The sequence below is a fragment of the Xanthomonas arboricola pv. juglandis genome, assembly GCF_905367715.1.
GTDB classification, from domain to species: domain Bacteria; phylum Pseudomonadota; class Gammaproteobacteria; order Xanthomonadales; family Xanthomonadaceae; genus Xanthomonas; species Xanthomonas arboricola.
The window spans coordinates 4,939,758-4,965,747 of the sequence record NZ_HG999362.1 but is presented as its reverse complement, the minus strand read 5'-3'; the positions used below and the strand labels follow the sequence as shown (position 1 = coordinate 4,965,747).

Annotated in this window: 23 protein-coding genes; 11 read left to right on the top strand and 12 right to left on the bottom strand. The window is 66.8% G+C overall.

Annotation, left to right across the window (positions count from 1 at the left end):
• The 5 genes from KHN93_RS21360 to KHN93_RS21340 all read left to right on the top strand — a co-directional run bounded on the left by KHN93_RS21360 (window position 1) and on the right by KHN93_RS21340 (window position 6,997).
• Window positions 1-1,179 (top strand): sugar diacid recognition domain-containing protein, encoded by a 1,179-nt coding sequence (locus KHN93_RS21360; RefSeq protein WP_104560912.1) that lies wholly within the window; start codon window positions 1-3, stop codon window positions 1,177-1,179.
• Window positions 1,180-1,321: 142 nt separating this feature from the next.
• On the top strand, window positions 1,322-3,052 hold the full coding sequence (locus KHN93_RS21355) for a sensor domain-containing diguanylate cyclase (RefSeq protein ID WP_425512716.1): 1,731 nt from the start codon (window positions 1,322-1,324) through the stop codon (window positions 3,050-3,052).
• 137 nt (window positions 3,053-3,189) lie between these two features.
• Entirely contained in the window at window positions 3,190-3,582 is a 393-nt protein-coding gene (locus KHN93_RS21350) for a DUF2628 domain-containing protein (RefSeq protein WP_016902101.1), read from the top strand.
• Window positions 3,583-4,183: 601 nt separating this feature from the next.
• A complete protein-coding gene (locus KHN93_RS21345) occupies window positions 4,184-4,399 on the top strand; it encodes a hypothetical protein (protein ID WP_211921384.1) in 216 nt (71 codons plus the stop codon).
• Window positions 4,400-4,519: 120 nt separating this feature from the next.
• Complete coding sequence (locus KHN93_RS21340) at window positions 4,520-6,997, top strand: GH92 family glycosyl hydrolase (protein WP_104560910.1); 2,478 nt, start codon at window positions 4,520-4,522, stop codon at window positions 6,995-6,997.
• A gap of 440 nt (window positions 6,998-7,437) precedes the next feature.
• Here KHN93_RS21340 and KHN93_RS21335 read toward each other — a convergent pair whose 3' ends face one another.
• Together KHN93_RS21335 and KHN93_RS21330 are read right to left on the bottom strand one after the other, a co-directional pair.
• A complete protein-coding gene (locus KHN93_RS21335; RefSeq protein ID WP_039816211.1) occupies window positions 7,438-8,853 on the bottom strand; it encodes an amino acid permease in 1,416 nt (471 codons plus the stop codon).
• 181 nt (window positions 8,854-9,034) lie between these two features.
• Entirely contained in the window at window positions 9,035-9,415 is a 381-nt protein-coding gene (locus tag KHN93_RS21330; RefSeq protein WP_016902107.1) for a hypothetical protein, read from the bottom strand.
• 319 nt (window positions 9,416-9,734) lie between these two features.
• On the opposite strand from KHN93_RS21330, the gene KHN93_RS21325 reads away from it, so the two are divergent.
• The 4 genes from KHN93_RS21325 (at window position 9,735) to KHN93_RS21310 (ending at window position 13,333) form a co-directional block, all read left to right on the top strand.
• A complete protein-coding gene (locus KHN93_RS21325) occupies window positions 9,735-11,270 on the top strand; it encodes a DNA recombination protein RmuC (RefSeq protein ID WP_181141938.1) in 1,536 nt (511 codons plus the stop codon).
• A gap of 182 nt (window positions 11,271-11,452) precedes the next feature.
• Entirely contained in the window at window positions 11,453-11,857 is a 405-nt protein-coding gene (locus KHN93_RS21320; RefSeq protein ID WP_026064228.1) for a hypothetical protein, read from the top strand.
• 153 nt (window positions 11,858-12,010) lie between these two features.
• Window positions 12,011-12,562 carry a glutathione peroxidase gene (locus tag KHN93_RS21315; RefSeq protein WP_104560908.1) on the top strand — a complete coding sequence of 184 codons (552 nt, stop codon included), beginning with the start codon at window positions 12,011-12,013 and terminating at the stop codon, window positions 12,560-12,562.
• A 141-nt stretch (window positions 12,563-12,703) separates the two neighbouring features.
• Window positions 12,704-13,333, top strand: a complete 630-nt coding sequence (locus KHN93_RS21310; RefSeq protein WP_104560907.1) for a lysozyme inhibitor LprI family protein — start codon at window positions 12,704-12,706, stop codon at window positions 13,331-13,333.
• A gap of 163 nt (window positions 13,334-13,496) precedes the next feature.
• Here the strand turns inward: KHN93_RS21310 and KHN93_RS21305 are convergent, their stop codons facing one another.
• Genes KHN93_RS21305 through KHN93_RS21280 form a run of 6 tightly spaced genes read right to left on the bottom strand, consistent with a single transcriptional unit; the run spans window position 13,497 to window position 17,605 of the window.
• The gene (locus KHN93_RS21305; protein ID WP_104560906.1) at window positions 13,497-14,546 is read right to left on the bottom strand and encodes an MlaA family lipoprotein; all 1,050 of its coding nucleotides are present in this window, start codon (window positions 14,544-14,546) and stop codon (window positions 13,497-13,499) included.
• A 10-nt stretch (window positions 14,547-14,556) separates the two neighbouring features.
• Window positions 14,557-14,856, bottom strand: coding sequence for an STAS domain-containing protein (locus KHN93_RS21300; RefSeq protein WP_104560905.1), 300 nt, complete (start codon window positions 14,854-14,856; stop codon window positions 14,557-14,559).
• Window positions 14,846-15,508, bottom strand: coding sequence for an MlaC/ttg2D family ABC transporter substrate-binding protein (locus KHN93_RS21295; RefSeq protein ID WP_016902124.1), 663 nt, complete (start codon window positions 15,506-15,508; stop codon window positions 14,846-14,848). Before KHN93_RS21295 ends, KHN93_RS21300 begins: the two co-directional genes overlap by 11 nt.
• Window positions 15,505-16,050, bottom strand: a complete 546-nt coding sequence (gene mlaD / locus KHN93_RS21290; RefSeq protein ID WP_016902127.1) for an outer membrane lipid asymmetry maintenance protein MlaD — start codon at window positions 16,048-16,050, stop codon at window positions 15,505-15,507. Before mlaD ends, KHN93_RS21295 begins: the two co-directional genes overlap by 4 nt.
• Window positions 16,051-16,061: 11 nt before the next feature.
• The gene (locus KHN93_RS21285) at window positions 16,062-16,811 is read right to left on the bottom strand and encodes an MlaE family lipid ABC transporter permease subunit (RefSeq protein WP_016902129.1); all 750 of its coding nucleotides are present in this window, start codon (window positions 16,809-16,811) and stop codon (window positions 16,062-16,064) included.
• A complete protein-coding gene (locus KHN93_RS21280) occupies window positions 16,811-17,605 on the bottom strand; it encodes an ABC transporter ATP-binding protein (protein ID WP_102252981.1) in 795 nt (264 codons plus the stop codon). Before KHN93_RS21280 ends, KHN93_RS21285 begins: the two co-directional genes overlap by 1 nt.
• A 235-nt stretch (window positions 17,606-17,840) precedes the next feature.
• On the opposite strand from KHN93_RS21280, the gene KHN93_RS21275 reads away from it, so the two are divergent.
• Complete coding sequence (locus KHN93_RS21275) at window positions 17,841-18,128, top strand: DUF6916 family protein (protein WP_024940543.1); 288 nt, start codon at window positions 17,841-17,843, stop codon at window positions 18,126-18,128.
• On the opposite strand, the gene KHN93_RS21270 is transcribed toward KHN93_RS21275, so the two are convergent.
• The 4 genes from KHN93_RS21270 to KHN93_RS21255 form a co-directional block, all read right to left on the bottom strand.
• Window positions 18,121-18,690: a GNAT family N-acetyltransferase gene (locus KHN93_RS21270; protein WP_102257240.1), complete on the bottom strand. Its 570-nt coding sequence runs from the start codon at window positions 18,688-18,690 to the stop codon at window positions 18,121-18,123. The genes KHN93_RS21275 and KHN93_RS21270 overlap by 8 nt on opposite strands.
• A 4-nt stretch (window positions 18,691-18,694) precedes the next feature.
• Window positions 18,695-19,234 carry a phage tail protein gene (locus tag KHN93_RS21265; RefSeq protein WP_039518205.1) on the bottom strand — a complete coding sequence of 180 codons (540 nt, stop codon included), beginning with the start codon at window positions 19,232-19,234 and terminating at the stop codon, window positions 18,695-18,697.
• Window positions 19,235-19,293: 59 nt separating this feature from the next.
• The gene (locus KHN93_RS21260) at window positions 19,294-19,821 is read right to left on the bottom strand and encodes a phage tail protein (RefSeq protein WP_047126543.1); all 528 of its coding nucleotides are present in this window, start codon (window positions 19,819-19,821) and stop codon (window positions 19,294-19,296) included.
• 65 nt (window positions 19,822-19,886) lie between these two features.
• Window positions 19,887-20,432 carry a phage tail protein gene (locus KHN93_RS21255; protein WP_024940539.1) on the bottom strand — a complete coding sequence of 182 codons (546 nt, stop codon included), beginning with the start codon at window positions 20,430-20,432 and terminating at the stop codon, window positions 19,887-19,889.
• Window positions 20,433-21,032: 600 nt separating this feature from the next.
• On the opposite strand from KHN93_RS21255, the gene KHN93_RS21250 reads away from it, so the two are divergent.
• A complete protein-coding gene (locus KHN93_RS21250; RefSeq protein ID WP_425600186.1) occupies window positions 21,033-25,922 on the top strand; it encodes a putative Ig domain-containing protein in 4,890 nt (1,629 codons plus the stop codon).
• Window positions 25,923-25,990 lie beyond the last annotated feature (68 nt).

The window sequence follows — 25,990 nt, the reverse complement described above, 5'->3', positions numbered from 1 at the left end:
ATGCTCACGCTCGACCGCACCCTGGCGCAGTCCATCGTCGACCGCGCGATGACCATCATCGACGGCAACGTCAATGTGATGGACCACACCGGCGTCATCATCGCCAGCGGCGAGCCGGCGCGCATCGGTCAGCTGCACGAGGGTGCGCTGCTGGTGCTGTCCAGGCAGGGCCGGGTGGAGATCGATGCGGCGCTGGCCCAGCAGCTGGATGCGGCGCGCCCGGGCGTCAATCTGCCGCTGATCGCCGATGGCCGCATCGTCGGCTGCGTCGGGCTGACCGGCGACCCGCAGCGGATCGGGCAACAGGCCGAACTGGTGCGCATGGCCGCCGAAGCGATGCTGGAACAGGCCGGCCTGCTGCGCCTGCTGGCCCGCGATGCGCGCCTGCGCGAGGAAGTCACGCTTGGCCTGATCCGCGCCGACGGGCCTACCCCGGCACTGGCCGGCTGGGCCGAACGGCTCGGCATCGCGCTCGACCTGCCGCGCGTGGCGGCAGTGATCGAAGTGGAAAGCGACACCCTCGACCTGGACGCGATGCTGGTGGAACTGCAGCGCCTGCACACGCTGCTGTCCACGCCCGAACGCGGCAACCTGATCGCCGCCACCGCGCTCAACGAACTGGTGGTGCTCAAGCCCGCACTGGACCGCCGCGGCCACTGGGATGTCGACGAACAACGCCGCCGCGCCCACACCTTGCTCGAGCGCATGCGTGCCAGCAGCCCGCTGCGGATTCGCCTCGCGCTGGGGCAGTACTTCCCGCAGCCCGGCGGGCTGGCGCTGTCGCACCAGATCGCGCGCACCACCATGCGCATCGGCAAGGCGCGCGCGCCGCAGGCCGATGCGTTCTTCTACGACGACCATCGCCTGCCGGTGCTGGTGGACGACCTGCGTCAGGCCTGGCAGGCCGACGAACTGCGCAAGCCGCTGCAGGCGCTGCTGGCCCAGGACCGCCGCGGTGACCTGGCGCAGACGCTGTCGGTGTGGTTCGGCGCCGGCATGCGCATGGCGCCCACCGCCAAGGCACTGGCCATCCACCGCAATACGCTGGATTACCGCATGCAGCGCATCGCAGAACTCTGCGGCGTGGACCTGCGCAATACCGACGACTGCGTGCGCCTGTATCTGGCCTTGCAGATGCGCGACGACACTGCGGCAAGCGGGACCGAGCCCATCCTATGACGGAGCGTGTGAGCTGCGCACAAGGCATCTTCTGTGCGATGGCGCACGCAACGCTGCGTTAGCAGGTATGTTCGGTCCGCTAGACTGAGCGGATTGCCCGGGGGACCAAGCGAGCATTTCATTGAGCCACTGCGACGCCGTCGTGTCATCCACCTCCCGCGAGGCCGAGCGGCTGTCGCGTCTGGCGCTGTTGCAGGTCGTCGATACCGATGCCGAGCCGTTCTTCGATGCGCTGGCCGCCGCCGCGCAGGCGATCGCCGGCACGCCGATCGCGCTGGTGTCGCTGGTGGACGAACATCGCCAATGGTGGAAGGCCAATATCGGCCTGCCCGATGCCAGCGAAACCCCACGCGAACTCGCGTTCTGCGCCTACACCATCCAGGACGATGCGGTGATGGAAGTACGCGATGCGCCGGCCGATCCGCGCTTTCGCGACAATACGCTGGTCACCGATGCGCCGGGGATCCGTTACTACGCGGGCGCGCCGATCGTGTTGTCCGACGGCTTGCGCATGGGCACGGTATGCGTGATCGACCAGCGCCCGCGCGCGCTGGAGCCGGCGCAACTGGCCGCCTTGCAGCAGCTGGCCCGGGTTGCCGCCGAAGGCCTGGAGCAGCGCCGGCTGATGCTGGAACGCCAGGCCGCCAACGAACAGCTGCAGCAGCGCCTGCGCGAGAGCGAGGCGTTCCTGGAACGCACCGGCCGGGTCGCCGGCGTCGGCGGCTGGGAAGTGGACGTGGCCAGCGGCACCCTGACCTGGTCGGACCAGACCTGCCGCCTGCACGATCTGCCGGCGGGCTACCGGCCGACCCTGGCCGAGGGGATCGGCTTCTACCCGCTCGATGCGCGCGCGGTGATCACCGAGGCGGTCGAGGCCTGCGTGCGCGATGGCACGCCCTGGGATCTGGAACTGCCGCTGGTCAGCGCCACCGGCCGGCAGCTGTGGGTGCACAGCACCGGCTCGATGGAGCATGTGGACGGACGCACCCGCCTGATCGGCGCGATCCAGGACGTCACCGACCGCCACCGCGCGGTGGATGCGCTGGCCGCCAGCGAACGCAAGTTCCGCAACATGTTCCAGTACAGCCTGGGCCTGATCTGCACCCACGACATGGATGGCCGCCTGATCAGCGTCAATCCGGCCGCCGCACGCTCGCTGGGCCGCAGCGTGGAGGGCATGGAAGGCCGCTCGTTGCTGGAATTCGTCCGCCCCGAGCTGCATGCCGCCCTGCACGGCTATTTGTCGCGGATGGTGCTCGACGGCCAGGACGCCGGCGTGATCGAGCTGGTCGCCAGCGATGGCAGCCTGCGCCACTGGCAGTACCGCAACGTGCTGGACGTGGAGGCCGACGCCACTATCGTGCTGGCGCACGCCCAGGACATCACCAACCAGTACCAGCAGGAGAAGCAGCTGCTGGAATGGTCGTTCACCGACCCGCTCACCAACTGCTACAACCGCCGCTTCCTGGACGAGCTCGACAAGCGCGACCCCAGCGTGCGCTGGGGCTGCATCGTGGTGGATCTGGACAAGTTCAAGCTGGTCAACGACACCCATGGCCACCAGCGCGGCGACGAGGTGCTGGTGCAGATGGCCTGGTTCCTCAACCAGCCGCTGCGCACCCAGGACCGTCTGGTCCGCCTGGGTGGCGACGAGTTCCTGGTGCTGCTGCATCAACCCACCCAGCCGCAGCTGGCGGTCCTGGTGCGCGACTACATGGCCGCCATCGACGAGGCGCCAATCCGGTTCACCCTGGGCACCGCCCTGCGCAACGACGGCGAAGCGCTGGCAGCAGTGGTCGACCGCGCCGACCACTCGCTGTATGCGCTGCGCCGGGCGCGCCGCGGCACCGGCCTCAGCGACCAGCGCGAATAACGCGCGCTGTACTGCTTCAAGCGGCCACTGCCGAAGCTGATCGGCGGCTGACCCCGTCTTCCGTCCGGCGCCCGCAAACGTGTCCGGTGAATACGCGATCGCCTATCATGTAACCGTTTTCAACTACATGGTTTGGAATGGACACCTTCGATCGCACCCAGCTCAGTCCCAAGTGGCAGTTCCGTTTCGACTTCTTCGACCGGCACGGTGGCCCCAAGGACCCCAGTTACAAGAACGCACTGAAGACCTTGAGCTTTGGTGAGAAGGTCAAGGTCGGCATGAACTTCTATGCCTTCTTCTTCGGCGTCATCTACTTCTTCATCATCGGCCTGTGGCGCAAGGCGTTGAGCCTGATCGGCATCAGCGTCGTGGTGAGCATCGTGGCCTCGTTCCTGCCGGCCGCGTTTCAGAATGTGCTGTGGCTGCCGCTGTCGTTGTTGACCGGCATGATCGCCAACTACGCCTATTACCTGGACAAGGTGAAGGGCAGCACCAGCTGGAACCCGTTCGAAGGCATGCGCTGGATCTGAGCAACTGCGTCACCGGCGCGTCGGCCCCTCCCGCCGCCACGCTAGCGTCGCCAAGCCCGGTCACTGACCGGGCTTTTTTTATGGGCCAACCACACCCCAGGAACCAAGACCCTCTCCCCCCGGGGCGATAGGCACAGCTTGCGCGCCACTGGCGCGTGCCTGGGTAGCGCTGGCCGGGGCGCGGAGCGGGGGTTGGGGTGAGGGTCCGTCCCCCGACGCGCAACACGCCCAGGCGCACGCCTCTCAACCGACCGCGCGCAACGCAGCCAAATCACCCCAAGCCAGCTCATCCGTCAGCGCAACTGACACGCTTCAAAACTGCAGCACCCTGCCACGTGCAACAGCCTGATTCAAAACGCCTAAACCACCGAAACACTGCCAAACCCTGCACACTTTGCTGCGGCGCGGTGTGCAGCCGCGGGTCGGGAATGCTTAATCTTTGCCAACCGATAACACAAAGCGGTACCGGATTTGGATCGATCCAAGTACGCCATTCCGCAAGTGTTTGAAAAGACGATGTCTTTCCGTCGTACCACCGCCCTCGACGAGACGCTTGAATGACCGATTACGCCGTTTTCGCCCGCAGCAGCTGTCCCGTGCCGTGCTGCTCGCATTGCTGTCGCCCCTGTCCGCCCTGGCCCAGCAGGCCGGCGCCCCGCAACAACTCGATGCCGTCACCGTGACCGGTTCGCGCATCAAGCGCGTCCAGGCCGAAGGGCCGGCGCCGGTGCAGATCATCGGGTCCGAGGAGATCCGCAGCCGCCTGTTCAGCCCGGTCGGACGCGAGATCGCGGCAGAATACGTGTTCAATTTCTGAGCCACTGCCAACCCGTCGCAAGCCGCCGTCAGGCGGGTATCGACCGGTCGCCGCGTCTGGGCCGTCGGCACGCGTCATCCACCTGCGGCCTCGCCCGCTCTCTCCCCCGAGGTGTCCTGCATGCCCTTCGCCGTTGCATCCGATCGCTCTTCGTCGCATTTCCCATCAACGCCGCGGTGGCGCCGCGCCGCCGCCGGCCTGTGCCTGCTCGGCATGGCGGTGTGCGCGCCGCTGGCCGCGCAGGACCCGGCGCAGGTCAACACCTTCATCGGCAGCAAGGACGACGGCAACACCTTCCCCGGTGCCTCGGCGCCGTTCGGCCTGGTCCAGGTCAGCCCGATCGGCGCGCATTACGCCGGCTGGCGCTACGACGACCCCAGCATCCGCGGCTTCGGCCATTCGTTCCTGTCCGGGGCCGGCTGCTGGGAGCAGGGCGGGCAGGTCTCGGTGCTGCCGGTCACCGGCCGCATCGGCCCGGGCGGCGACTTCGACACCGGCGACGCCAAGGCCTTCGACCAGAAGCGCTACGCCGCCCGCTACACCCATGACGGCGAAGTCGGCCAGGCCGGCTACTACAAGGTGCGGCTAACCGACTACGGCGGCATCGACGCCGAAGCCACTGCGCTCACCCGCGCCGCCGCCGAGCGCTACAGCTTTGCCCCCGGCGCCGATACCGGGCATGTGCTGGTCAACCTGGGCCAGGCCAACGACCGCCACGTGGTGATCGGCAGCCAGCTGCAGGTGGTCGGCGACCGCGTGGTCGAAGGCAAACTGACCACGCAAAGTTTCTGCGGCGGCCACGAATACACCACCTGGTTCCGGCTGGAGTTCGACCGCCCGTTCACCGCGCACGGCGTCTGGGGCGAAGACGGCGGCGTGCCCGACGCGCGCCACGGCATGGGTGGCGAACTCAAGCCCAATGGTGCCTGGCTCAGTTTCCCGCTGGGCAACAACAAGAACGCGCGCGCAGTGACCGTGGTCAGCGCCATCTCGCACGTGGATGCCGAAGGTGCACGCAACAACCTGCGCGCCGACGGCATGCTCGGCGGCAAGCTGCTGGGCCTGGAGCAGATGCGCCAGCGCGCGCAACAGGCCTGGCGCAAGCAGCTGGCCAGCCTGCAGCTGGATGGCGCCAGCAACGACGATCGCAGCGTGGCCTACACCGCGCTGTATCACGCCCTGCTGCAGCCGCTGACCGGCAGCGATGCCGATGGCCGCTATCGTGGCTTCGACGATGCGATCCATCGCGCCGATGGCTGGACCTACTACGAGTATTTCTCGCTGTGGGACACCTATCGCTCGCAGAACCAGCTGCTCGCCTTGCTGCAGCCGGCACGCGCGCGCGACATCGGCCGCTCGCTGCTGGCGATCCATCAGCAAGGCGGCTGGCTGCCGCGCTGGGGCTATGCCAACTTCGATACCAACATCATGACCGGCGACCCGGTGACCCCGTTCCTGGTCGACCTGTGGCGCTTCGGCGCGCTGCAGGACAACCAGGTGCAGGCATACGCAGCGCTGCGCCAGAACGCCTTCGAACAACCGCCAATCAACTCGCGCCACGCCGGCCGCTCCGGCAACGCCAGCTACCTGGCCAACGGCTTCGTGCAGTACGACCGCGCGTTCCCGTCCAAGGGCATGGACGTGGACCCGCACCACGGCGGTTCGGCCACGCTGGAATACGCGCTGGCCGACTGCGCGCTAGCGCAGATGGCGCAGGCGCTCGGCCACCCCGACGACAGCGCGCTGCTGCGCAAACGCGGCGGCAACTGGCACAACGTCTGGGACGCCGGCGTGCGCGATGCCGACACCGGCTTCAGCGGCTTTCCACGGCCCCGGCTGGAAGACGGCAGTTGGTACGCACCCTCGGACGATCGCTACAGCCCGCGTTCGCAGCACGGCTTCCACGAAGGCACCGCCTGGCAATACCAGTGGCTGGTGCAGCAGGACATCCCCGGCATGCTGCAGGCCATGCATGGCAGCGAGCAGGCCGGCAAACGCCTGGATGCCTTCTTCGCCTACGACGACCTGCTGAAGGACCCGCTCAATGCCGCGCGCACGCACTGGGTGGTCGGCCCGTACAGCTACTACAACCAGTACCGCTACAACCCCAACAACGAACCGGACCTGCACGCACCGTGGATGTACACGTTGATCGGCCAGCCGTGGAAGACCGCCACCGTGGTGCGCGCCGCCCAGCAGCTGTTCACCAACGCGCCCAACGGCGTCACCGGCAACGATGACCTCGGCACAATGTCGGCCTGGTACCTGTTCAGCGCGCTGGGCCTGTATCCGGCGGTGCCGGGCAGCGGGCAGTTCCTGCTGCATGCCCCGCGCTTCAAGCGGGCCACGCTGGACCTGGGCAACGGCAAGCGCCTGCGCATCGACGCCCCCGGCGCCGACGGCCGCGCGCTGCAATACGTGGACAGCGTACGTTTTAACGGCAAACCGCAGCCCCGGGTGTTTCTGGACTGGACCCAACTGCAGCAGGGCGGCACGCTGTCGTTCGCGCTGACCAGGCAGCCCCCGACCCAGGGCTGGGGCACGCAGGCGGATGCACTCCCAACCTCGTTTTGCCCCACGCCTGCAGCCGCGCCTTGAGCCAAAGCTTCCCCCCTGGTTGCGGGGAGTGAGAGGGAAAGACCTAACGTTGCCGGCGCACGTGCTCAAGCCCCTCTCCTGCGGGGTGATAAGGCACAGCTTGCGCGCCTCTGGCGCGCGTGCCTGGGAGCGCCCGCGCTGCTAGCGCGGGCCGGGGTGAGGGTAGGGAGCCAAGCCCCTGACCAAGTTGGATAACACCAGGCGTCGCCCGTACCCTCATACGGCCTTTCGGGCCACCTTCTCCCGATGGGAGAAGGGAGTGGTCAGCGTGCATCCGCAAGCAGTCGTGCAGCACGGGACTGCTACCGCCAGGACTTTCCCATCGACGATTCAAGCTTGAAGGCGCGTGGCGACGCGTTCGTCATCGCTGGCTATTGGTGGATATCCGGGGCGCCCCTCATCCGGCCCTTCGGGCCACCTTCGCCCGATGGGAGCTGGAACTACCCAACCTTCGCCAAGCGGCTATTCCGCCGCCCATAGGCCACATACACCACCACGCCCAATACGTTCCAGACCAGGAACCAGCCCTGCGTGGTACTCGGCAGGCTCCAGAACAGGTACAGGCAGCCCAGGATCGCCACCGGTCCCACGACCCACGCCAGCGGCGTGCGGAAGGAGCGCGCACGCGTCGGCTCGCGCACGCGCAGCACCAGCAGGCACGCCGCTACCGCAGTGAACGCGGCCAGGGTCCCGGCATTGGCCAATGCGGCAATTTCATCCAGGCGTGCCACACCGGCCAACGCGGCCACCAGCACCGCCGTGAACAAGGTGATCGCCACCGGCGTACCGGTGCGTGCATTGACCTTGGACAGGCCGCGCGGCAACAGGCCATCGCGCGACATCACGAAGAAGATGCGGCTCTGCCCGTACAGAAACGCCAGCAGCACCGTCGGCAGCGCGATGATCGCCACCGCACCGATCACCAACGCCGCCTTGCCGTGGCCAAGTTCGCGCATGATCAGCGCCAGCGGCTCCGGGCTCTTGCCGAACACGGTGAAGCTCATCGCGCCCACCGCCGACAACGCCACCAGCACATAGATCAGCGTGCAGCCGATCATCGAACCGACGATGCCGATCGACAGATCGCGGCCCGGGTTCTTGGTCTCCTCGGCCGCGGTGGAGATCGCATCGAAGCCATAGAACGCGAAGAAGATGATCGCCGCCGCCGCCATCACCCCGCGCTCCACGCCATCCGGGCCTGCGGTCTTGGGAAAGCCATACGGCATGAACGGCTGCAGGTTGGCACTGTCGAAGGCCGGCAACGCGATCGCCACGAACACGCCCAGCGCCACGATCTTCAGCACCACCAGCACCGCATTGAGCGTGGCGCTTTCCTTGGTGCCGGCCATCAGCATGCCGGCCACCAGGAAGGTGATCACCACCGCCGGCAGGTTGACGATGCCGCCGGCGTGCGGCCCGGCCACCAGGGCATGCGGCAGGTTGACCCCCAACCACTGCAGGAAGCCGACGAAATAGCCCGACCAGCCCACCGCCACCGTGCTCACCACCAGCGAGTACTCCAGCACCAGGCTCCAGCCCACCACCCAGGCGATGCTCTCGCCGAGCGCGGTGTAGCTGTAGGTGTAGGCGCTGCCGGCGGCTGGCATCATCGTGGCCATCTCCGCATACGCCAGCGCCGCGCAAGCGCACACGATGCCGGCGGCTACAAACGACAGCAGCACCGCCGGGCCGGCCTTGTCCGCGCCCACCCCGATCAACGTATAGATGCCGGTGCCGACGATCGCGCCGATACCCAGCGCGATCAGATGCGGCCAACTCAGGCTGCGGACCAGTTGCCGACCGGCCTCGTGCACGGTGACCTGATCGATGGATTTGCGCCTGAGCCAAGACGACATGCGGACCTCGCGGGAATCAAAGAATTCCCGAGTGTCGCCCAACGCGCTGCAGCAAAGCTATCGGTCCAAGGTCATGCGTCGGCGCAAGCATGGCAGCGCAGGCACGCCCACCGCCTTCTGTGAGCGCGCGCCACACCTCGCCGTTCCCTGGCCAAACGCGACGGCCCCGCACAATCCACGCTCACTCAACCGACGGGCGATGCGGTGGACGCACATTGCGATACACCAACTGCACCGCCCACGCGCCCACCAGACCCACCGCACCGGCGGCAAAGTGGGTCCAGTCGAGCAGGCGTGGCGCCGCCCCGTTGGCGTCATGCCCCCAGAAGTTGAACCAAAGCAGCACCAGTGCGGTGACCCCGATCCCGATCCAGAACCACAACCGCGTGCCGCCGATCGCATAGAACCCGAAAGGCAAGGCCGCGCCGATCAAAAAGTGCACCGGGAAGAAATACGCCGTGCCGTACGGCCGCATCAGGTACCACACGATTGCCGCAAAGCTGCCGAGAAACGCGAACAGGCCCAGCGCGAACAGACGGGTTTGGTTGGTGGCAGTGGTCATCAGCTGGCCTGGCAGGAACGAAGCCCCACCCTAGCCATGCGCAGGTCACGTTGAGGTCAATGCGCTGCAATCTGCCTGCAACTCCATCACCGCGGCGCTGTCTGGCCCGCTTCGCGCAGCGGCTGCGGCATCTGCGCGAAGTGGCCCCGACGTGCTGCGTTGGCGCAGTGCGCGCGCCACCCAACTGCGCCACCCAACTGCGCCCTGCAGCCGCCGCCGGCCGGCAAGCCACTGACGCAGCCCCTGCGACCGGCCCGGCTACACTGCGCACATGTCATCCGAATCCCTGATCCTTCTCGGACTGCTCGTCGCAGTCCTGGTGCTGCAGCTGATCGCGCTGCTGCGACGTCCTTCCACCAGCGGCCTGGAGCTGGCGCTGCGCGCCGAGCAGCGCGACGGCCGCGGCGAATTGCGCGAGCAACTCGAAGGCCTGGCGCGGCAGCAGGACAGCCGCCTGGAAACCTTCGCGCGCAATCTCACCGAACTGTCCACGCGCACCGACCAGCGCCTGGACCTGTTGCGCGACGCACTCGGCGAAGACGCCCGCAAGGCCCGCGAAGAAAGCGCCCTGGCGCAACAACGCACCGGCGAATTGCTGACGCTGCGGCTGACCGAATTACGCACCCAGCTCGACGGCTTCGGCCAGCAGCAGGAAACCCGCATCCAGGTGTTCGGCCAGCAACTGACCGAGCTGATCGCACGCACCGACACCCACATGGCCGCCCTGCGCGACGCGCTAGCCGAAGATTCCCGCAAGGGCCGGCAAGAGGCCGGCGAGTCGCAGCAGCGCTTCACCGAGGCCTTGGGCCAACGTCTGACCGAACTCACCCAGCGCAACGAACTGCGCATCGGCGAAATGCGCGCCACGCTGGAACAACAGCTGGCCAACCTGCAGAACGACAACGCCAGCAAGCTCGAACTGATGCGCGCCACCGTCGACGAAAAACTGCAGACCACGCTCAACACGCGCCTGGATGCCTCCTTCAAGCTCGTCTCCGAACGCCTGGAGCAGGTGCAGCGCGGCCTGGGCGAAATGCAGCAGCTGGCCACCGGCGTGGGCGACCTCAAGCGCGTGCTGACCAACGTCAAGGACCGCGGCGGCTGGGGCGAGGTGCAGCTGGAGAACATCCTCGAGCAGACGCTGACGATGGAGCAGTACGCGCGCAGCGTGCGGGTCAAGCCCGACAGCGCCGAAGCGGTGGATTTTGCGATCCGCCTGCCGGGGCGTGGCGACGACACCGTGGTATGGCTGCCGGTCGATGCCAAGTTCCCGCGCGAGGACTACGAGCGCCTGATCGACGCGCAGGAAAAGGGCGACCTGGACGCGATCAAGAATTCGACCGCGCAGCTGGAGCGCGCCATCCGCATCCAGGCCAAGTCGATCAGCGACAAGTACGTCTGCCCGCCGCACACCACCGACTTCGCGGTGATGTTCCTGCCTACCGAAGGCCTGTACGCCGAAGTGATCCGCCGCGCCGGCCTGGTTGACCTGCTGCAGCGCGAACATCGCGTGGTGCTGGCCGGCCCGACCACGTTCACCGCCCTGCTCAACAGCCTGCAGATGGGCTTCCGCACGCTGGCGATCGAGAAGCGCTCCAGCGAGGTCTGGCAGGTGCTGGGCGCGGTGAAGAGCGAGTTCGGCAAGTTCGCCGGCATTCTCGAAAAGGCCGAGCGCCAGATCAGCACGGTCGGCAAGAGCCTGGGCGAAGCCAGCCGCAAGACCCGCACTATCGAACGCCGCCTGCGTGGTGTGGAAACCCTGGCCAGCGAACAGTCCCAGGCGCTGCTGGACGATGCCGGCAGCGACGACACCGGAAGCAGCAACGAAGACGACGGCAACGACGAGCAGGAGTGATCCGTTGCATAAGGCGATGCCACACGCCATGACGTAGGAGCGCACCCGGGCGCGACCAGGCATTACCGATAACGCCTCATCGCGCCCGGGTGCGCTCCTACCAACGCAGGCCTCCGGCGAGTCCTCTTGCGCCGATAGCGAGCACGCCACGCAGACATCGCCACCGCGATGCTGGCACCCACCTGGTTCAAGACGAGAGCTTCAACATGGCAACCCGATGGATTCACGCAGTGCTCTGCGCGCTGCTGTTGACCGCATGCAGCAATACCCCGGCGGCCAGGTCGGACGCTGCGGCGGACGCCCCGCAGGCTCCGCGCGCCGTCTCCGCCGACGCAGCCGAATGCACGGCAAAGGGCGGGCAACTGCGTCCGGTCGGCCGCATGCAGACGGTGCGTTGCGTAGTGCCGTATGCCGACGCCGGCAAGACCTGCAGCGACAACTCCGACTGCAGCGGCGATTGCCTGGCCACCAGCATCGTGCCGACCGGCACCGCGACATCCGGCACCTGCCAGCGCGACAGCGATCGCTTCGGTTGCCGCCAGGAAGTGGTTGGCGGCATGGGCCAGGCCGCGTTGTGCATCGATTGATGGCTGCGAACAGGGTCAAGCGCGCGCACAGGCCGATCAGTCGATCGGGCTGTGCGCGTCGCTGCAGATAACTGCAAGCGCCCTGAGCCAGCGGCATCGCTCGCTCCACCCTGGCGGTTTATGCTCTCGGCTCCACCTGTCCAGGACGCACCGATGAGCCAGACGCTGTACGACATCCCCGTGGCCCGCATCGACGGTGAGCCCGCCACGCTGGCCGACTATCGCGGCAAGGTGTTGCTGGTGGTCAACGTCGCCTCCAAGTGCGGGCTGACCCCGCAGTACGAAGGCCTGCAGGCGCTGTATCGCGACAAGCAGGCACAGGGGCTGGAGGTGCTGGGCTTTCCGGCCAACGACTTCAACGGACAGGAGCCCGGCAGCGAGGCGGAGATTGCGCAGTTCTGCCAGCTCACCTACGACGTGAGCTTTCCGATGTTTTCCAAGATCGCCGTCACCGGCGCCGAAACCCATCCGCTGTATCAGGCATTGACCAGCGCCCGCCCGCAGGCCACCGGCGATGGCCCGATGCGCGAAAAGCTGGCCGGCTACGGCATCGCACCCAACCCGGCACCGGGCGTATTGTGGAACTTCGAGAAATTCCTGATCGGCCGCGACGGCCAGGTCATCGATCGCTTCGCCCCCGACGTGCCGGCAGACGATGCGCGCCTGCGTGCAGCGGTGGATGCGGCGTTGGCATCGGCTGCCTGAAGTCCTCTCTACAAGGGCCAGACACCACGCGTGCGCAGCAGTGGCACGCGTGGCCTGAGCGCACACCGCGGAGCAGGGCTTGCGGTAGGGATACGGTTAAAGACGGCTGCACCATCTACATTCGACGCTGAAAACAGACAGATGTCTGGAGTGATCTGCACAAGTGCAGGAACACGCTGCGTTTGCTGGCCTGGCCAAAACATCACGGCGGTTGCGGATGAGCCGGGCTCCGCCAGTCAGCATGCGATTGCACTGCTCGATTTTCAGTCACCGGCCGCCCGAGCTGCGAGCAAGCTGCATCCGATGTGGCAGTGCCATCACCGCGAAGGCGACACAACAAGGAACCTGTCGATGCGTCTTATCTTTGTCGCCCTGATGCAGCTTGGCAGTTTGTCGCTACACGCTGCGGAACCTTGCCGCGATCTGCAGACAACCCCGGCAAGTAATGCCTGCTGGAACCAGCAGGTCGGTATATCGCAGGAACGTCTGGACGATTATCTGGCTACCGCGCGCGACACGGCCATTTCCACATTGGGTGTTCCCGCCAATGCGTTCGACAATGCACAGACGGCGTGGACGACTTACCGCGATCTTCAATGCGGCAATGTGCGAACGCGCTGGCGCGATGCGACAGTCATGCCGGCCAAGGTGGCGAGCTGCATCGTCGACCTCAACGATCAGCGGGCGCACGACCTGTGGAAACACTATCTCACCTATGTCGACCGCACACCGTCGCTCAGGCCCGAGCCCGCGTTGCGCTCCGGCAAGTGATATCGCAATTGCAATCCGATTCTTCGGTTCTGGTTGCCCGAAGTAATCATCCGCAGACGCAGCCAGGCCTTCGGTGACCACCTCGCATGATTGTTGCGGAAAACAAAAAACCCGGGATCGCTCCCGGGCTTTTCGTATTACTGCAAACCGCAAGCTCAACCGATCAACGGATCCACTGCGGGATCGGCATCGCATCCACCGGCACAGTGCTGTCCTTGTCTTCGCGCAGGTAGTCGGGCAGCTCGTTGTCCTTCTCGCGATGGCTGCGCAGATCGCGCACGATCTGGTAGTTGCGGCGCTGCATCCACGCATCGCGGGTCAGTGCATATTCGTCCGGTGCCTGGTCGCGCAGTGAATCCAGCGACATCAGCTGCGAGCGCGTATCCACCAGCTGCAGACCCTGCAGGGCGAAGCGTGCACCGCTGTCGTCGACCTGGCGCAACGGCGACAGCGGAATGTCGCCGCCCAGGCCGAAGGTATCGCGTACGGTGCGCGGGCCGAACAACGGCAGCTCGAAGTAGCGCGAATTGCGCCAGCCCCATACGCCCAGGGTCTGGCCGAAGTCTTCGCTGCGGCGCGGAATGCCGGCCGCGGAGGCCGGGTCGAACAGACCGGCCACGCCCAGCGTGGAATTCATCACGAAGCGGCCCAGCGACTGCACCGCATACACCGGGTGGCCCTGCAGCAGCTGATTGACCATGGTCAGCGGCGTGCCGAGATTGTCGAAGAAGTTGGTCACGCCCAGACGGGCCGGACGCGGCACCACCTTGGTGTAGCCGGTGGCCAAGGGACGCGCCACGCCGCGGTCCACCGCCAGGTTGAAGCGGTGCATGCCGCGGTTGTAGCGCTCCCACGGATCGTAGGACGGCGCGTCACCAGCCTGTGCCGGTGCACCGTTGGCGCCGGCCTGCGGGGTGGTGGGGCCGTAGAGCGCGGCGAAGTCGTCCTCGGCCGAGGTGGGGGCACCGGCCGTGCCGGCATCGGCGCTGGCCTGGTCGGCAGGCGCCGCCGCGGAGGCCGGCAGGGCGTCGGGTGCGGCAAAGCCGGCGGCGGCCGGCTGCGCGGTCACACCGGCATCGTCGCGTGCCGGCGCCGGCGTCGCATCCGGAGCGGGCGCGGCAGCGGCCGCAGGCGGTGCGGGCTTTGGAGCATGGCTGGCACAGGCGCCAAGCAGCAGGCAGGCCAACAGGGAAAGGGGGCGAAGCTGGGTCATGGGGTGGCGCTCAGGCCTGGAAATCGAAAGTAGGGGACAAACGGTAGGCGGCACGCAATTCGTCCAGACCGGACGCTTCACCCACCACCGTGACAGGACCGGCACTGCTGCTGCGCACACGCGCAGCCAGTTCGGCCAGCATCGCCACGCCGGCACTGTCCAGGCGTTGTACACCCGACAGGTCCAGCGTGCGAATGCCGTCCAGCTGCGCGATCGCCTGCGGCCAGGCCGCAGTGACCGCGTCGCGGTCAAACACGCCGGTGAGTACCAGCGTGTCGCCATTGCGTTGCACGGAGCTGTTACTTGCCATTGGCCGGTGCCGGACCGACCTGCAGATTGCCGCTACGCAGCTCTGCGGCGACCTTGGCAATACCCTTCTCGCGCAGCGGGCCGTCGAACTGGGTCTTGAAGGTCTGCACGTAGGAGATGCCTTCGATCATCACGTCAAAGATCTTCCACTGGCCACCGACGTTACGCATCATGTAATCGACCGGGGTCGGGTCGTTGCCGGCGCGCATCAGGTCGGTGGAGACCTTGACGCCGCGGTTGCCCGGCAGCGCGCTTTCGGACTTGGCACGGAAGGTCGGCTTGCCTTCGAAGTTCAACAGCGCGGTGCCGTAACGCTGCATCAGGTTGTCGGCCAGCGCATCGGCGAACAGCTTGACGTCCGCATCGGAGGCGCCACGGCCGTTGACGCCCAGCACCAAGCGGGCCGAGTAATCGCGGTCGAAGGCCTTGTTCAATTCGCCATTGATGTACTGGCGCAGGGCGGCCGGGTTGCTGCGGAACTCGGCGCGGCGCTGATCCAGCGTGCTCAGGATGCGGGTGCTGCTGTCGATGACGGTCTTGGTGGCCGCGCCCTGCGCAGGCGCGCTGGCGGCAGCCGGCTGCGCCAGCACGGTGGCCGGTGCGCACACCAGCAGGGTCGAGGCCAGGATGGCGGAAAGCAGGGTGGTCTTCATTGGTGTGGTTCCGTAGAGGGAGAAGCGGTCTGGGCAGGCGCCGGGGCCTGCCCATCGGTGGCGGCCGGGGCATTGCTGCCACCACCGCCACCACTGAACATGTATTTGCCGACCAGCTGCAGCAGATCCACCGCCGGCTGGGTGAAGCCGATTTCTTCGCCCGGCTTGAGCGTCTCCGGGTCGCCGCCCGGCTGCAGCCCGATATAGCTCTCTCCCAGCAAACCGCTGGTGAAGATGCCGGCCGAGGTGTCGGCGGGCAGATCCTTGTATTTGTTGTCCAGCGACAGGGTGACCACCGAGTCGAACTTGGTCGGGTCCAGGCTGATGTCGGACACCTTGCCGATGGTCACGCCGCCGATCTTCACCGGCGCCTGCGCCCGCAGCTGGCCGATCTGGCTGAAGCGTGCGGTCAGCGTGTACTGGCTGGAGCCGAAGCCCCAGCGCTGGTTGGTCGAGGCCACCGCCAGCACCAGCAGCGAGGCCAGGGTCAGCAGCAGAAAGGCGCCGACGGCGAATTCGAGTCGTGGTCCACGCATGGCCATAGTTATTCCACTCACCTAAACAACATTGCAGAAAGGACGAAGTTGAACATCAGCACCAGCAGCGAGGCGTTCACCACCGCACGGGTGGTGGCGATCGAGGTGCCTTCGATGGTCGGCTCGGCGTGGAAGCCCACGTAGGCGGCGACCAATGCGGCCGTGCCGCCGAAGATCGCCGACTTGAGCATCGCCACGCCGAAGTCGTCCCAGAAGTCCACGCTGTTGCTCAACCCCGACCAGAATGTGCCGTTGTCGATGCCCAACACGTGTACGGCCTCGAAGTAGCCGCCGGTGATGGCCAGCGAGCAGAACACGCCGGTGAGCAACGGCACCGTCAGCACCGCCGCCCAGAAGCGCGGTGCCACCGCCTTGGCCACCGGATCGATGGCCATCAGCTCCAGCGCCTTGATCTGGTCGGTGGCGCGCATCAGGCCAAGCTCGGCCGCGATCGAACTGCCGGCCCGGCCAATGAACAACAGCGCGGTCAGCACCGGTGCCAGTTCGCGGTACAGCGACAGTCCCAGCAAGGTGGACAGCGCATCCGACGCACCATAGGTGGTCAGCGTGCGGTAGCCCTGCAGGGTCAGCACCAGGCCGACGAAGGCGCCGCCGACGGCGATGATCGGCAGCGAGCGCGCGCCGACCTTGTAGATCTCGCGCACCAGCTCGGCGATGAAATCGCGCGTGGGCACCGAACCGCGCAGCACGGTCAGCGAGAACAGCCCGGCGCGGCCGAAGGCGCGGATCGAGTCGACCATGGCCATCAGGCAGCACTCCGGTCGCGCCGCGGCGCCGCATCGAAGGCGATCGGGCCATCCGGCTGGCCATGCAGGAACTGCTGCACCAGCGGGTCGGTGCTGTCCTGCAATTGCGCGGGCGTGCCGGCGAACACAATGCCGCCATTGGCGATGACCACCGCCTGGTCGCTGATCGGCAGGGTTTCGTGCACGTGGTGACTGACGATGATGCTGGTCAGGCCAAGGCTGTCGTTGAGGCGCTGGATCAGGCTCATGATCACGCCCGAGGCGATCGGGTCCAGCCCGGTCAGCGGTTCGTCGTAGATCATCAGCGGCGGGTCCAGTGCCAGCGCCCGCGCCAGCGCCACACGCCGCGCCATACCGCCGGACAGTTCGCGCGGCCAGGCATCGGCAGCGGCCAGCAGGCCCACCGCATGCAGCTTCATCTGCACCAGGCGCTGCAGCACCGGCGCCGGCAGGCGGGTATGCGTGCGCAGCGGCAGCGCGACGTTGTCGGCCACGCTCAGGTCGGTCAGCAGGCCATTGCCCTGCAGCAGCACGCCGACATTGCGACGCATCTCCAGCAGTGCACGGTTGCCATGCGGGATCGCGTTGCCGAACAGGGTGACCGTGCCGGCGACCGGACGCAGCTCACCTGTCAGTGCGGCCAGCAAGGTGGACTTGCCGCTACCGGAAGGACCGAGCACGGCCGTGATGCTGCCGCGTGGCACGTCGAGCGAGACGTCGCGCAGGATCGTGCGACCGCCGCGATCGATGCGGACACCGGACAACTGCACGACAGGGGATGCGGACGCCGTCATCGAAGCCTTTAACAGAATTCCAACGCGATAGAGTAACCGTCACACGGCTGAACATAACCGAACCGGTGCGTGCAGTATTGTCGCATGACGCCTGTACCGCAGCAGACGCGTCACCGCCTGTACGTATGCAACAAGCCGTCTCATGCATGACGCAACGCAATCTTCGAATGCGCGGGTGTTGTGGCAGGTATGCCCTATGTGGATGATCGGATGCCCGGCCGACCATGAGCACAAAATGGACTTACTGACCCTGGAGCACTTTGCAGGCAGCGTCAACGACACGTTCTCTGCCGCATTGAACGAAGGCGAGGTTCCATTCGTGCTGGTCGAGGCGCGCGCGCTGCCCACCACGCATGCGGTGCATCGCGCGCCATTCTCGCTGCTGTTCCGCAACAGCTCGGCATTCCTGTTTCCGCAGCAGACCTATCGGTTACGTCACACGCGGCTGGGCGAGATCGGCATCTTCCTGGTGCCGGTGGCGCGCGAGCGCGACGGGTTCCTGTATCAGGCGATCTTCAACTGAGCTGCGTGACCGCGTCTGCTTCGGCGCCGCGCCAATGCATTGCCAGATGCGTATCGCCGGAATCGCCGGCGACAAACCCCAGACGCGCATAGAGACGTTGGGCGGCTGGATTGGCATGCAGAACGTGCAGCGATAAGCCGCATCCCGCTGCACATGCGCGTGTTTGCGCCTGCACGATCAACGCAGTGCCGACGCCTTTACCGCGCCAGGCCGGCATCAGGCTGATATCGATCACTGCGTGTTGCGACGGTGCGCGCTGCAGATACAGCCGGCCGATGCGTTCGTGCTGCCACTGCACGACCATAAAGTCCGCATCGGGAAAATGGCGCAGATAATGCGCGCGCTGCAGGGCGAACTGCTGATCCAGAAACGCGCGCTTGGTTGCGTCCGGCCAGGGCACCTGCGCCAGCTCTTCGCTGCGCGTGCTCGCGTAGAGATCCTGCAGCCAGGGTAGATCGGCATCCTGCTCGGCCCGCAATGCGATGGCATGCGCATCCGGTACAGCGGCCTGGCCTGCGCCCAATGATGCTGTCATCACCTTGCTGGAAAGCAGGCGTGCCATGACGTCAACCGAAGTCTGGGTAGTCGCCGTACAACGCAATGCAGAAGTTCACTGCCAGATAGGGCTGCTGGTTCTCGTGCGCTACGCCATTGCCGGTGGGCAGCAGCGCGGTCGGCGAGAACTGCGTATCAGGCTGCGTCACCGTCACGAATGGACGTGCGGTGCTGCTGCTCATCGTCGACAGTGCCGCACCATTGGCGGGTGTGCCGGTCTTTTTGGTCGAGTCCGCTTGTGAAAATGCGTTGATGCCGTGTTGGTGCGGCGGAATCTGATTGCTCAGCAGGCTCACCCCGGCTGTGCCGAACGTGTCACCACGCTGCCGGTTGCTCAGTCCGCCGCCCTGGCCTTGCTGGGAGCCGGCGCGCGCGCAGAAGTTGGGCAACTGGAACGTACTGGAGCCGTTGCCGCCGTAGGCGACACCCAGCAGCGAGTACAGCGCAGTGTTCTGAACGATCGGCAATGTGGCGCCATTGCACAGCGCCCAGCCGACGGGATTGAAATCGAAGCCAAACAGCTGGATTTCGCCGGTATAAGGTTCGGTCATGAACGCATTCCTCCGATGGAACGGGTGGGCGTCGCGATGAGCGCGGTGCGCCGAATCGATCAGCTCTGCTGTGGAAAAATGCCGGCGGTGGAGATGCAGTACTGCACCGTCAAGGTCGGCATAGTGTTGTCGTGCGCCTGTCCGCCGCCGGCGATCGTCGTCGATTGCGTTGCCATCGGCGCTGCCGTGGCACCGGTCGTATCGGTCGCGTAGAACACGTCGCCGGTCACTGTGCCGGGCAGCAATCCCGCAGGCGCGGTCGCGGTGGCGGCAGTGGGTGTGGCGACCAGCGTGTGCGTGTGCGCCGGCATCTGCAGGCTGTTGAGCGTCACCGTTTCGGTGCCAGAGGTGTGGGCAATGACGTAGTTGCTCAGACCAGGGCCCTGGCCCTGGTGCAGCGGCACGCGTCCGCGCAGGTCCGGTACCGCAAAGGTGTTCTGCCCGTCACCGCCATAGAGCGTGCCTATCAGCACGAACAGGGTCTCGTACTCGGAGATCGACAGCAGGCTGCCGTCGCAGGCCTGCCAGCCCTGCGGGGTGCGGCCGAAGCCGAACATGCGGATCTCGCCGATGAATGGAGTGGCCATGGTGTCCTTCCTGGTTTGTGATGCCGCGCCGTCATCGGCACGCAGCGTGTAGAAGTGCCGGCGAACTAGCTACGCGAGGGAAAGATGCCGGACAGCGCAATGCAGAAATTGATCGTGGTGTAAGGCTGCATGTTTGGATGCGGTTGGCTGCCGCCGGCAGGGCCTACCGACTTCGGGTCCAAGGACACCAGGGTCCCCGGTGCCGCATAGAGCGCAGTGGCCGGACCGGTGGTGCTGGCATTGTTGCCGAAGTTGCGGCCAGAAGGACTGCGGTTATTGCCCGTAGTGCTGGTGGATTCCAGCAGGTGGGTATGTGCGGGCAAATTGCTTGGCAGCAGCGTCACGTTCTCGCTGCCAGCCATCTGGCCCAGTGGCGGCACCGGCGGTTGCCAGCTCGGATCCGTTGACGGTGCGAAGCCGATGGGCGTGCGCCCGCGCATGTCCGGCAAGCCAAAGGTAGTGCGGCCGTCGCCACCGAAACGCGTACCAAGCAAGCTGAAGAGTGCCTGGTTTTGATTGACCGGCAGCAGTTGGCCATTGCACTGCGCGAAATACTTGGGCGCAAACGCAAAGCCGGTCATCATGATCTGACCCAAGAAGAACTCACTCATGCGGACTTCCTTCCCGTAAGTGCAACGCCGACTGCGTGTCGGAATAATTTGCACAGATACATGTCATGTTTGAATAGAGCAAGTCTCAACTATTCAGAATTGGAATGAAGTATTAAGTTTTTGTTCTTTATTCGTTAGTCAGTTCCTGTTCAAATACCCCCGCAATGTCGAAGGGAGCAATCCCACTAGGGCGACGTTGTCTTCAGGCACGAGGATCGTTGCCGGCGCCGGGGATGGCGCGCTCCAGGGGTGTGGACAGTGAATAAGCAACCTAGGTTTCCAGCGGACGCCACCGGCGGCCGCGCACGTTTGGCCGTGATGTTTGTCCTGTTCGCGATGATGCTCTTGGCGCCAGGCTGGGCGATGGCGCAAGCCTCGACCTACTGCCCGACGCTGAACGCCACCGTGGTGCAGGGCGGTTCGGTACAGATCGACGTGACGACCTGCGATGGCACGGGAGCAGACGATATCGGCATCGGCTGGAACGGCGTGCAACCCCCGCACGGCACGCTCGTGGTGCCCAATCCGAGTGGTGCGCAGGGCACGCAGATCGTCACCTACACACACAACGGTGACAGCGCCACCAGCGATACGTTCCCGCTGGAAGATGGCCGGGGCGACACCATCACCGTCAACATCACCATCACTCCTAACCAGCCGACGCTGTCGATCAACAACGTGTCGGTGAACGAGGGCAATGCCGGCACCACAAATGCCACCTTCACCGTCTCGCTCAGCCAGCCGGCGGGCACCGGCGGCGTCAGCTTCGATATCGCCACCGCCGACGGCACCGCCACTGCCGGCGTGGACTACGTTGCCTCCAGCCTGACCGGGCAGACCATTCCCGCCGGCAGCAGCAGCGCCACCTTCACCGTGCTGGTCAACGGCGACACGCTCAGCGAGCCGAACGAGACCTTCTTCGTCAACGTCAGCAACGTCACCGGGGCGAGCGTGGGCGATGGCCAGGGCCAGGGCACCATCGTCAACGACGATGCGCTGCCTGCACTGTCGATCGACGACGTCAGCGTCAATGAAGGCAACAGCGGCACCACCACGGCCACCTTCACGGTGAGCCTGAGTGCGGCCAGCGGCCAGACCGTGTCGGTCAATTACATCACCGCCGATGGCACCGCCACCGCCGGCAGCGACTACGCCGCCCGCTCCGGCACGCTGACCTTCGCGCCGGGAGTTACCGCGCAGGGCGTGGCGATCACCGTCAATGGCGACACCGCGGTCGAACCCAACGAGACCTTCAGCGTCGGCCTGTCCGGCGCCAGCAACGCGAGCATTGCCCGCGCCACCGGTACCGGCACCATCGTCAACGACGATGTGGTGGTGGTGGTCGGGCCGGCATCGCTGCCGGCGGCGACCGCGGGCAGCGCCTATAGCCAGACCCTGAGCGCCAGCGGCGGCACCGCGCCGTACACCTTCGCCATCACGGCCGGTGCGTTGCCGGCCGGGTTGAGCCTGAGCGCTGGCGGCGTGCTGTCCGGCACGCCCACCGCCAGCGGCGGCTTCAACTTCACCGCGACCGCCACCGACAGCGGCGGCAGCCCCACCAGCGGCGCCCGTGCTTACACGCTGACCGTGGCCGTGGCCACGACCACCTTCCCGGCGACCAGCCTGCCGGCCGGCACCGCCGGCCAGGCCTATTCGAGTGCGCTTAATCCGGCGACCGGCGGCGTTGCGCCGTACACCTACGCCGTCACCGCCGGTGCCTTGCCGGCGGGCATCACGCTAGACGGCAGCAGCGGCGCCCTGACCGGCACCCCCGGCAGCGTGGGCAGCTTCAGCTTCAGCGTAACCGCCACCGACAGCACCACAGGCACGCCGTCGCAGGCCACACGTAGCTACACCTTGACCATCGCTGCGCCGCCGATCGTGGTCGCGCCGTCCACGCTGCCGGCCGCCACCCGCGGCACCGCCTACAGCCAGACGTTGAGCGCCAGCGGCGGCACCGCGCCGTATACCTACGCGCTCGCCAGTGGCACGTTGCCGGCAGGTATCACGCTGGCCAGCAACGGCACGCTGTCGGGTACCGCCACGGTGGAAGGCAGCTTCAACTTCACCGTGACCGCGACCGACGCGAACACCTTCACCGCCACGCAGGCCTACGCACTGACCGTGGCTGGCCCGAATCTGGTCTTGCCGGCGAGCACCTTGCCGGCGGGCACGGCCGGGCAGGCGTACTCCGCGGCGATCACGCCGGCCACCGGCGGCACTGCGCCTTACACCTATGCATTGACCGGCGGTGTTCTGCCGGCGGGTGTGGTGGTGGACGCGGCCACCGGCGCGCTCAGCGGCACGCCGACCGTGGCGGGCACGTTCAACTTCACCCTGACCGCGTCCGACAGCACGCCCAGCCCGGCGGCGCAGGCCAGCCGCAACTACGCGCTGACCATCGCGGCACCCGTGGTCGTGATCGCGCCCACCACGCTGCCGGCCGCCACCCGCGGTACCGCCTACAGCCAGACGTTGAGCGCCAGCGGCGGCACCGCGCCGTATACCTACGCGCTCGCCAGTGGCACGTTGCCGGCAGGTATCACGCTGGCCAGCAACGGCACGTTGTCGGGCACCGCCACGGTGGAAGGCAGCTTCAACGTCACCGTGACCGCGACCGATGCGAACACCTTCACCGCCACGCAGGCCTATGCACTGACCGTGGCTGGCCCGAATCTGGTCTTGCCGGCGAGCACCCTGCCTGCAGGCACGGCCGGGCAGGCGTATGCGGCGACGATCGCCTCGGCCACCGGCGGTACGGCGCCTTACAGCTATGCATTGACCGGCGGTGTCCTGCCGGCGGGTGTGGTGGTGGACGCGGCCACCGGCGCGCTCAGCGGCACGCCGACCGTGGCAGGCACGTTCAACTTCACCCTGACCGTGTCCGACAGCACACCCAGCCCGGCGGCGCAGGCCAGCCGCAGCTACACGCTGACCATCGCGGCACCTGTGGTCGTGATCGCGCCCACCACGCTGCCGGCCGCCACCCGCGGCACCGCCTACAGCCAGACCCTGAGCGCTAGCGGCGGCACCGCGCCGTACACCTATGCAGTCAGCGCGGGCAGCCTGCCGGCCGGCATCACGCTGGCCAGCAACGGCACGCTGTCGGGTACCGCCACGGTGGAAGGCAGCTTCAACGTCACCGTGACCGCGACCGACGCGAACACCTTCACCGCCACGCAGGCCTATGCACTGACCGTGGCCGGCCCGAACCTGGCGTTGCCGGCCAGCACCTTGCCGGCAGGCACCGCCGGGCAGGCGTACTCCGCAGCGATCACGCCGGCCACCGGCGGCACGGCGCCTTATCGCTATGCACTGACTGCGGGCGCCTTGCCCAATGGCGTGGTTGTCGATGCAGCGACCGGCGCGCTTAGTGGCACGCCGACCTTGTCCGGCACCTTCAACTTCACCCTGACCGCGACCGACAGCACCCCGAGCCCGGCTGTGCAGGCCAGCCAGAACTACTCGGTCACCATCGCGGCGGCAACGCTGGTGCTGGCGCAACCGACCCTGCCACCGGCGGTGCGCGGCAGCGCGTACAACCAGGTGCTCACGGCCAGCGGCGGCGTTGCGCCCTATCGCTACAGCATTGCCAGCGGCACATTGCCGGCCGGCCTGACGCTGGCCAACGACGGCACGCTGTCGGGCACGCCGACGACGCAGGGCACCTCGTCCTTCACCATCGCGGTGGCCGACGCCGGCAATGCCAGCGCCACCCAGGCCTACAGCTTCACGGTGAGCGATGCGGCGCCGGTGGCGGTGGGGGATGTGGCGGCCACCATGTCCGATGCTGCGGTGACGGTGGCGGTGACCGCCAACGACACCGGCAACATCACCGCGATCGCCATTGCCGCTGCGCCGACCAACGGCACCGCCGTGGTCAACGGGCTGGAGCTGGTCTACACGCCGGCCGCCGGTTTCGTCGGCACCGATGTGGTGAGCTACACGGTCACCGGTAGCGGCGGCACGTCTGCGGCGGCCACAGTGACCATTGCGGTCAATGCGCGGCCGGTTGCAGTGTCGGTGACTGCGGCGGCAGTGCCGGGCGAGGCGCAGCAGGTCGACCTGACCCGCAATGCCACCGGCGGGCCGTTCGTGGCCGCGGCCGTGGTCGCGGTGCTGCCTGCGTCGGCCGGTACCGCCACCATCACCCAGGTTGGTGGTCTCGCCACCGCGGCGGCGGCACGTGCATCGGGCCCGTCGCCGGCGGCGGCTGCAATGGCCGAGACGCCGACCTTCATGCTGACCTTCACCCCGAACCCGGCCTTCGTCGGCCAGGCCACGGTGCAGTTCACCTTGTCCAACGCGTTCGCCACCTCGGTGCCGGCCAACGTGGTGTTCACCATCGCGCCGCGCCGCGACCCAAGCGTGGATGCGGAAGTGCGTGGCCTGATCGATGCGCAGTCCGAGTCCACGCGGCGTTTTGCGCGGGCGCAGATCGACAACTTCCAACGCCGTCTGGAAGCCACCCATCGCGGCGGCAGCACCTTCAGCAACGCGGTGAGCTTCCAGCCGACCTCGCATTGCCGCCAGGCCGACCGCGGCATCAGTGCGCAGCCGTGCAGCCCGGACACGCAGGAGGCCGACAACGACTTCCGCGATGCGCCGGCAGTGGCCAGCAGCGGCACCAGCGGCACCAGCACCGCGCAGGGGCAGGGCGATCTGGGGCTGTGGGTGGGCGGTGCGATCCGCTCTGGCAGCCTGGACAAGCAGTCCAACAGCAACGGCGTGGACTTCCAGACCGACGGCCTGAGCGTGGGCGCCGATTACCGGGTGGCGCAGTCGCTGGCGATCGGTGCGGGCCTGGGTTGGGGCCGCGACGACAGCGATGTGGGCAGGAACGGCAGCCACTCCAAGGCCACCGCCTACACCATGGCGTTGTATGCCAGCTTCCATCCGGGCAAGGCGTTCTTCTTCGACACCCTGGTCGGCTACCAGTTGCTGTCCTACGACCTGCGTCGCTATGTCACCGACGACGCCTCGATGGCCGAAGGCAACCGCGACGGCAAGCAGTGGATCGCCTCGCTGTCCACCGGTGCGGACCTGCAACGCGGCGAGCTGCAGATCACCCCGTATGCGCGTGTGGATGTGGCGCGCGCCACGCTGGATGGCTATGTCGAAGATGGCGTGGCGCCGTTCGCGCTGCGCTATGACGACATGGACGTGGCCACCACCACCGGCAACCTGGGCCTGCGCCTGGAATGGCGCCGCGAAGTGGCCTGGGGCCGGCTGACCCCGCAGTTGCGCGTGGAATATCAGCGCGACTTCCAGGGCCGCGGCGATGCCACGCTGAGCTACGCCGATCTGAACGGTGGGCCGTTCTACCGCGCGGGCCAGAGCGCGTTCGATCGCAACCGCCTGATGGTGGGCATCGGCGCGGCGTTGCTGACCGAGCAGGGCCTGTCGACGCGGCTGGAATACCGCGGCATCACCGACGGCGACAGCAACAACGATCAGACCTGGATGATCAATCTGGAAAAGAAGTACTGATCGTCTCCAGCGTCGTGCACCAAGCCAACGCGATGGGCCGGGCGAAGACCCCGGCCCATCGCTTTTTG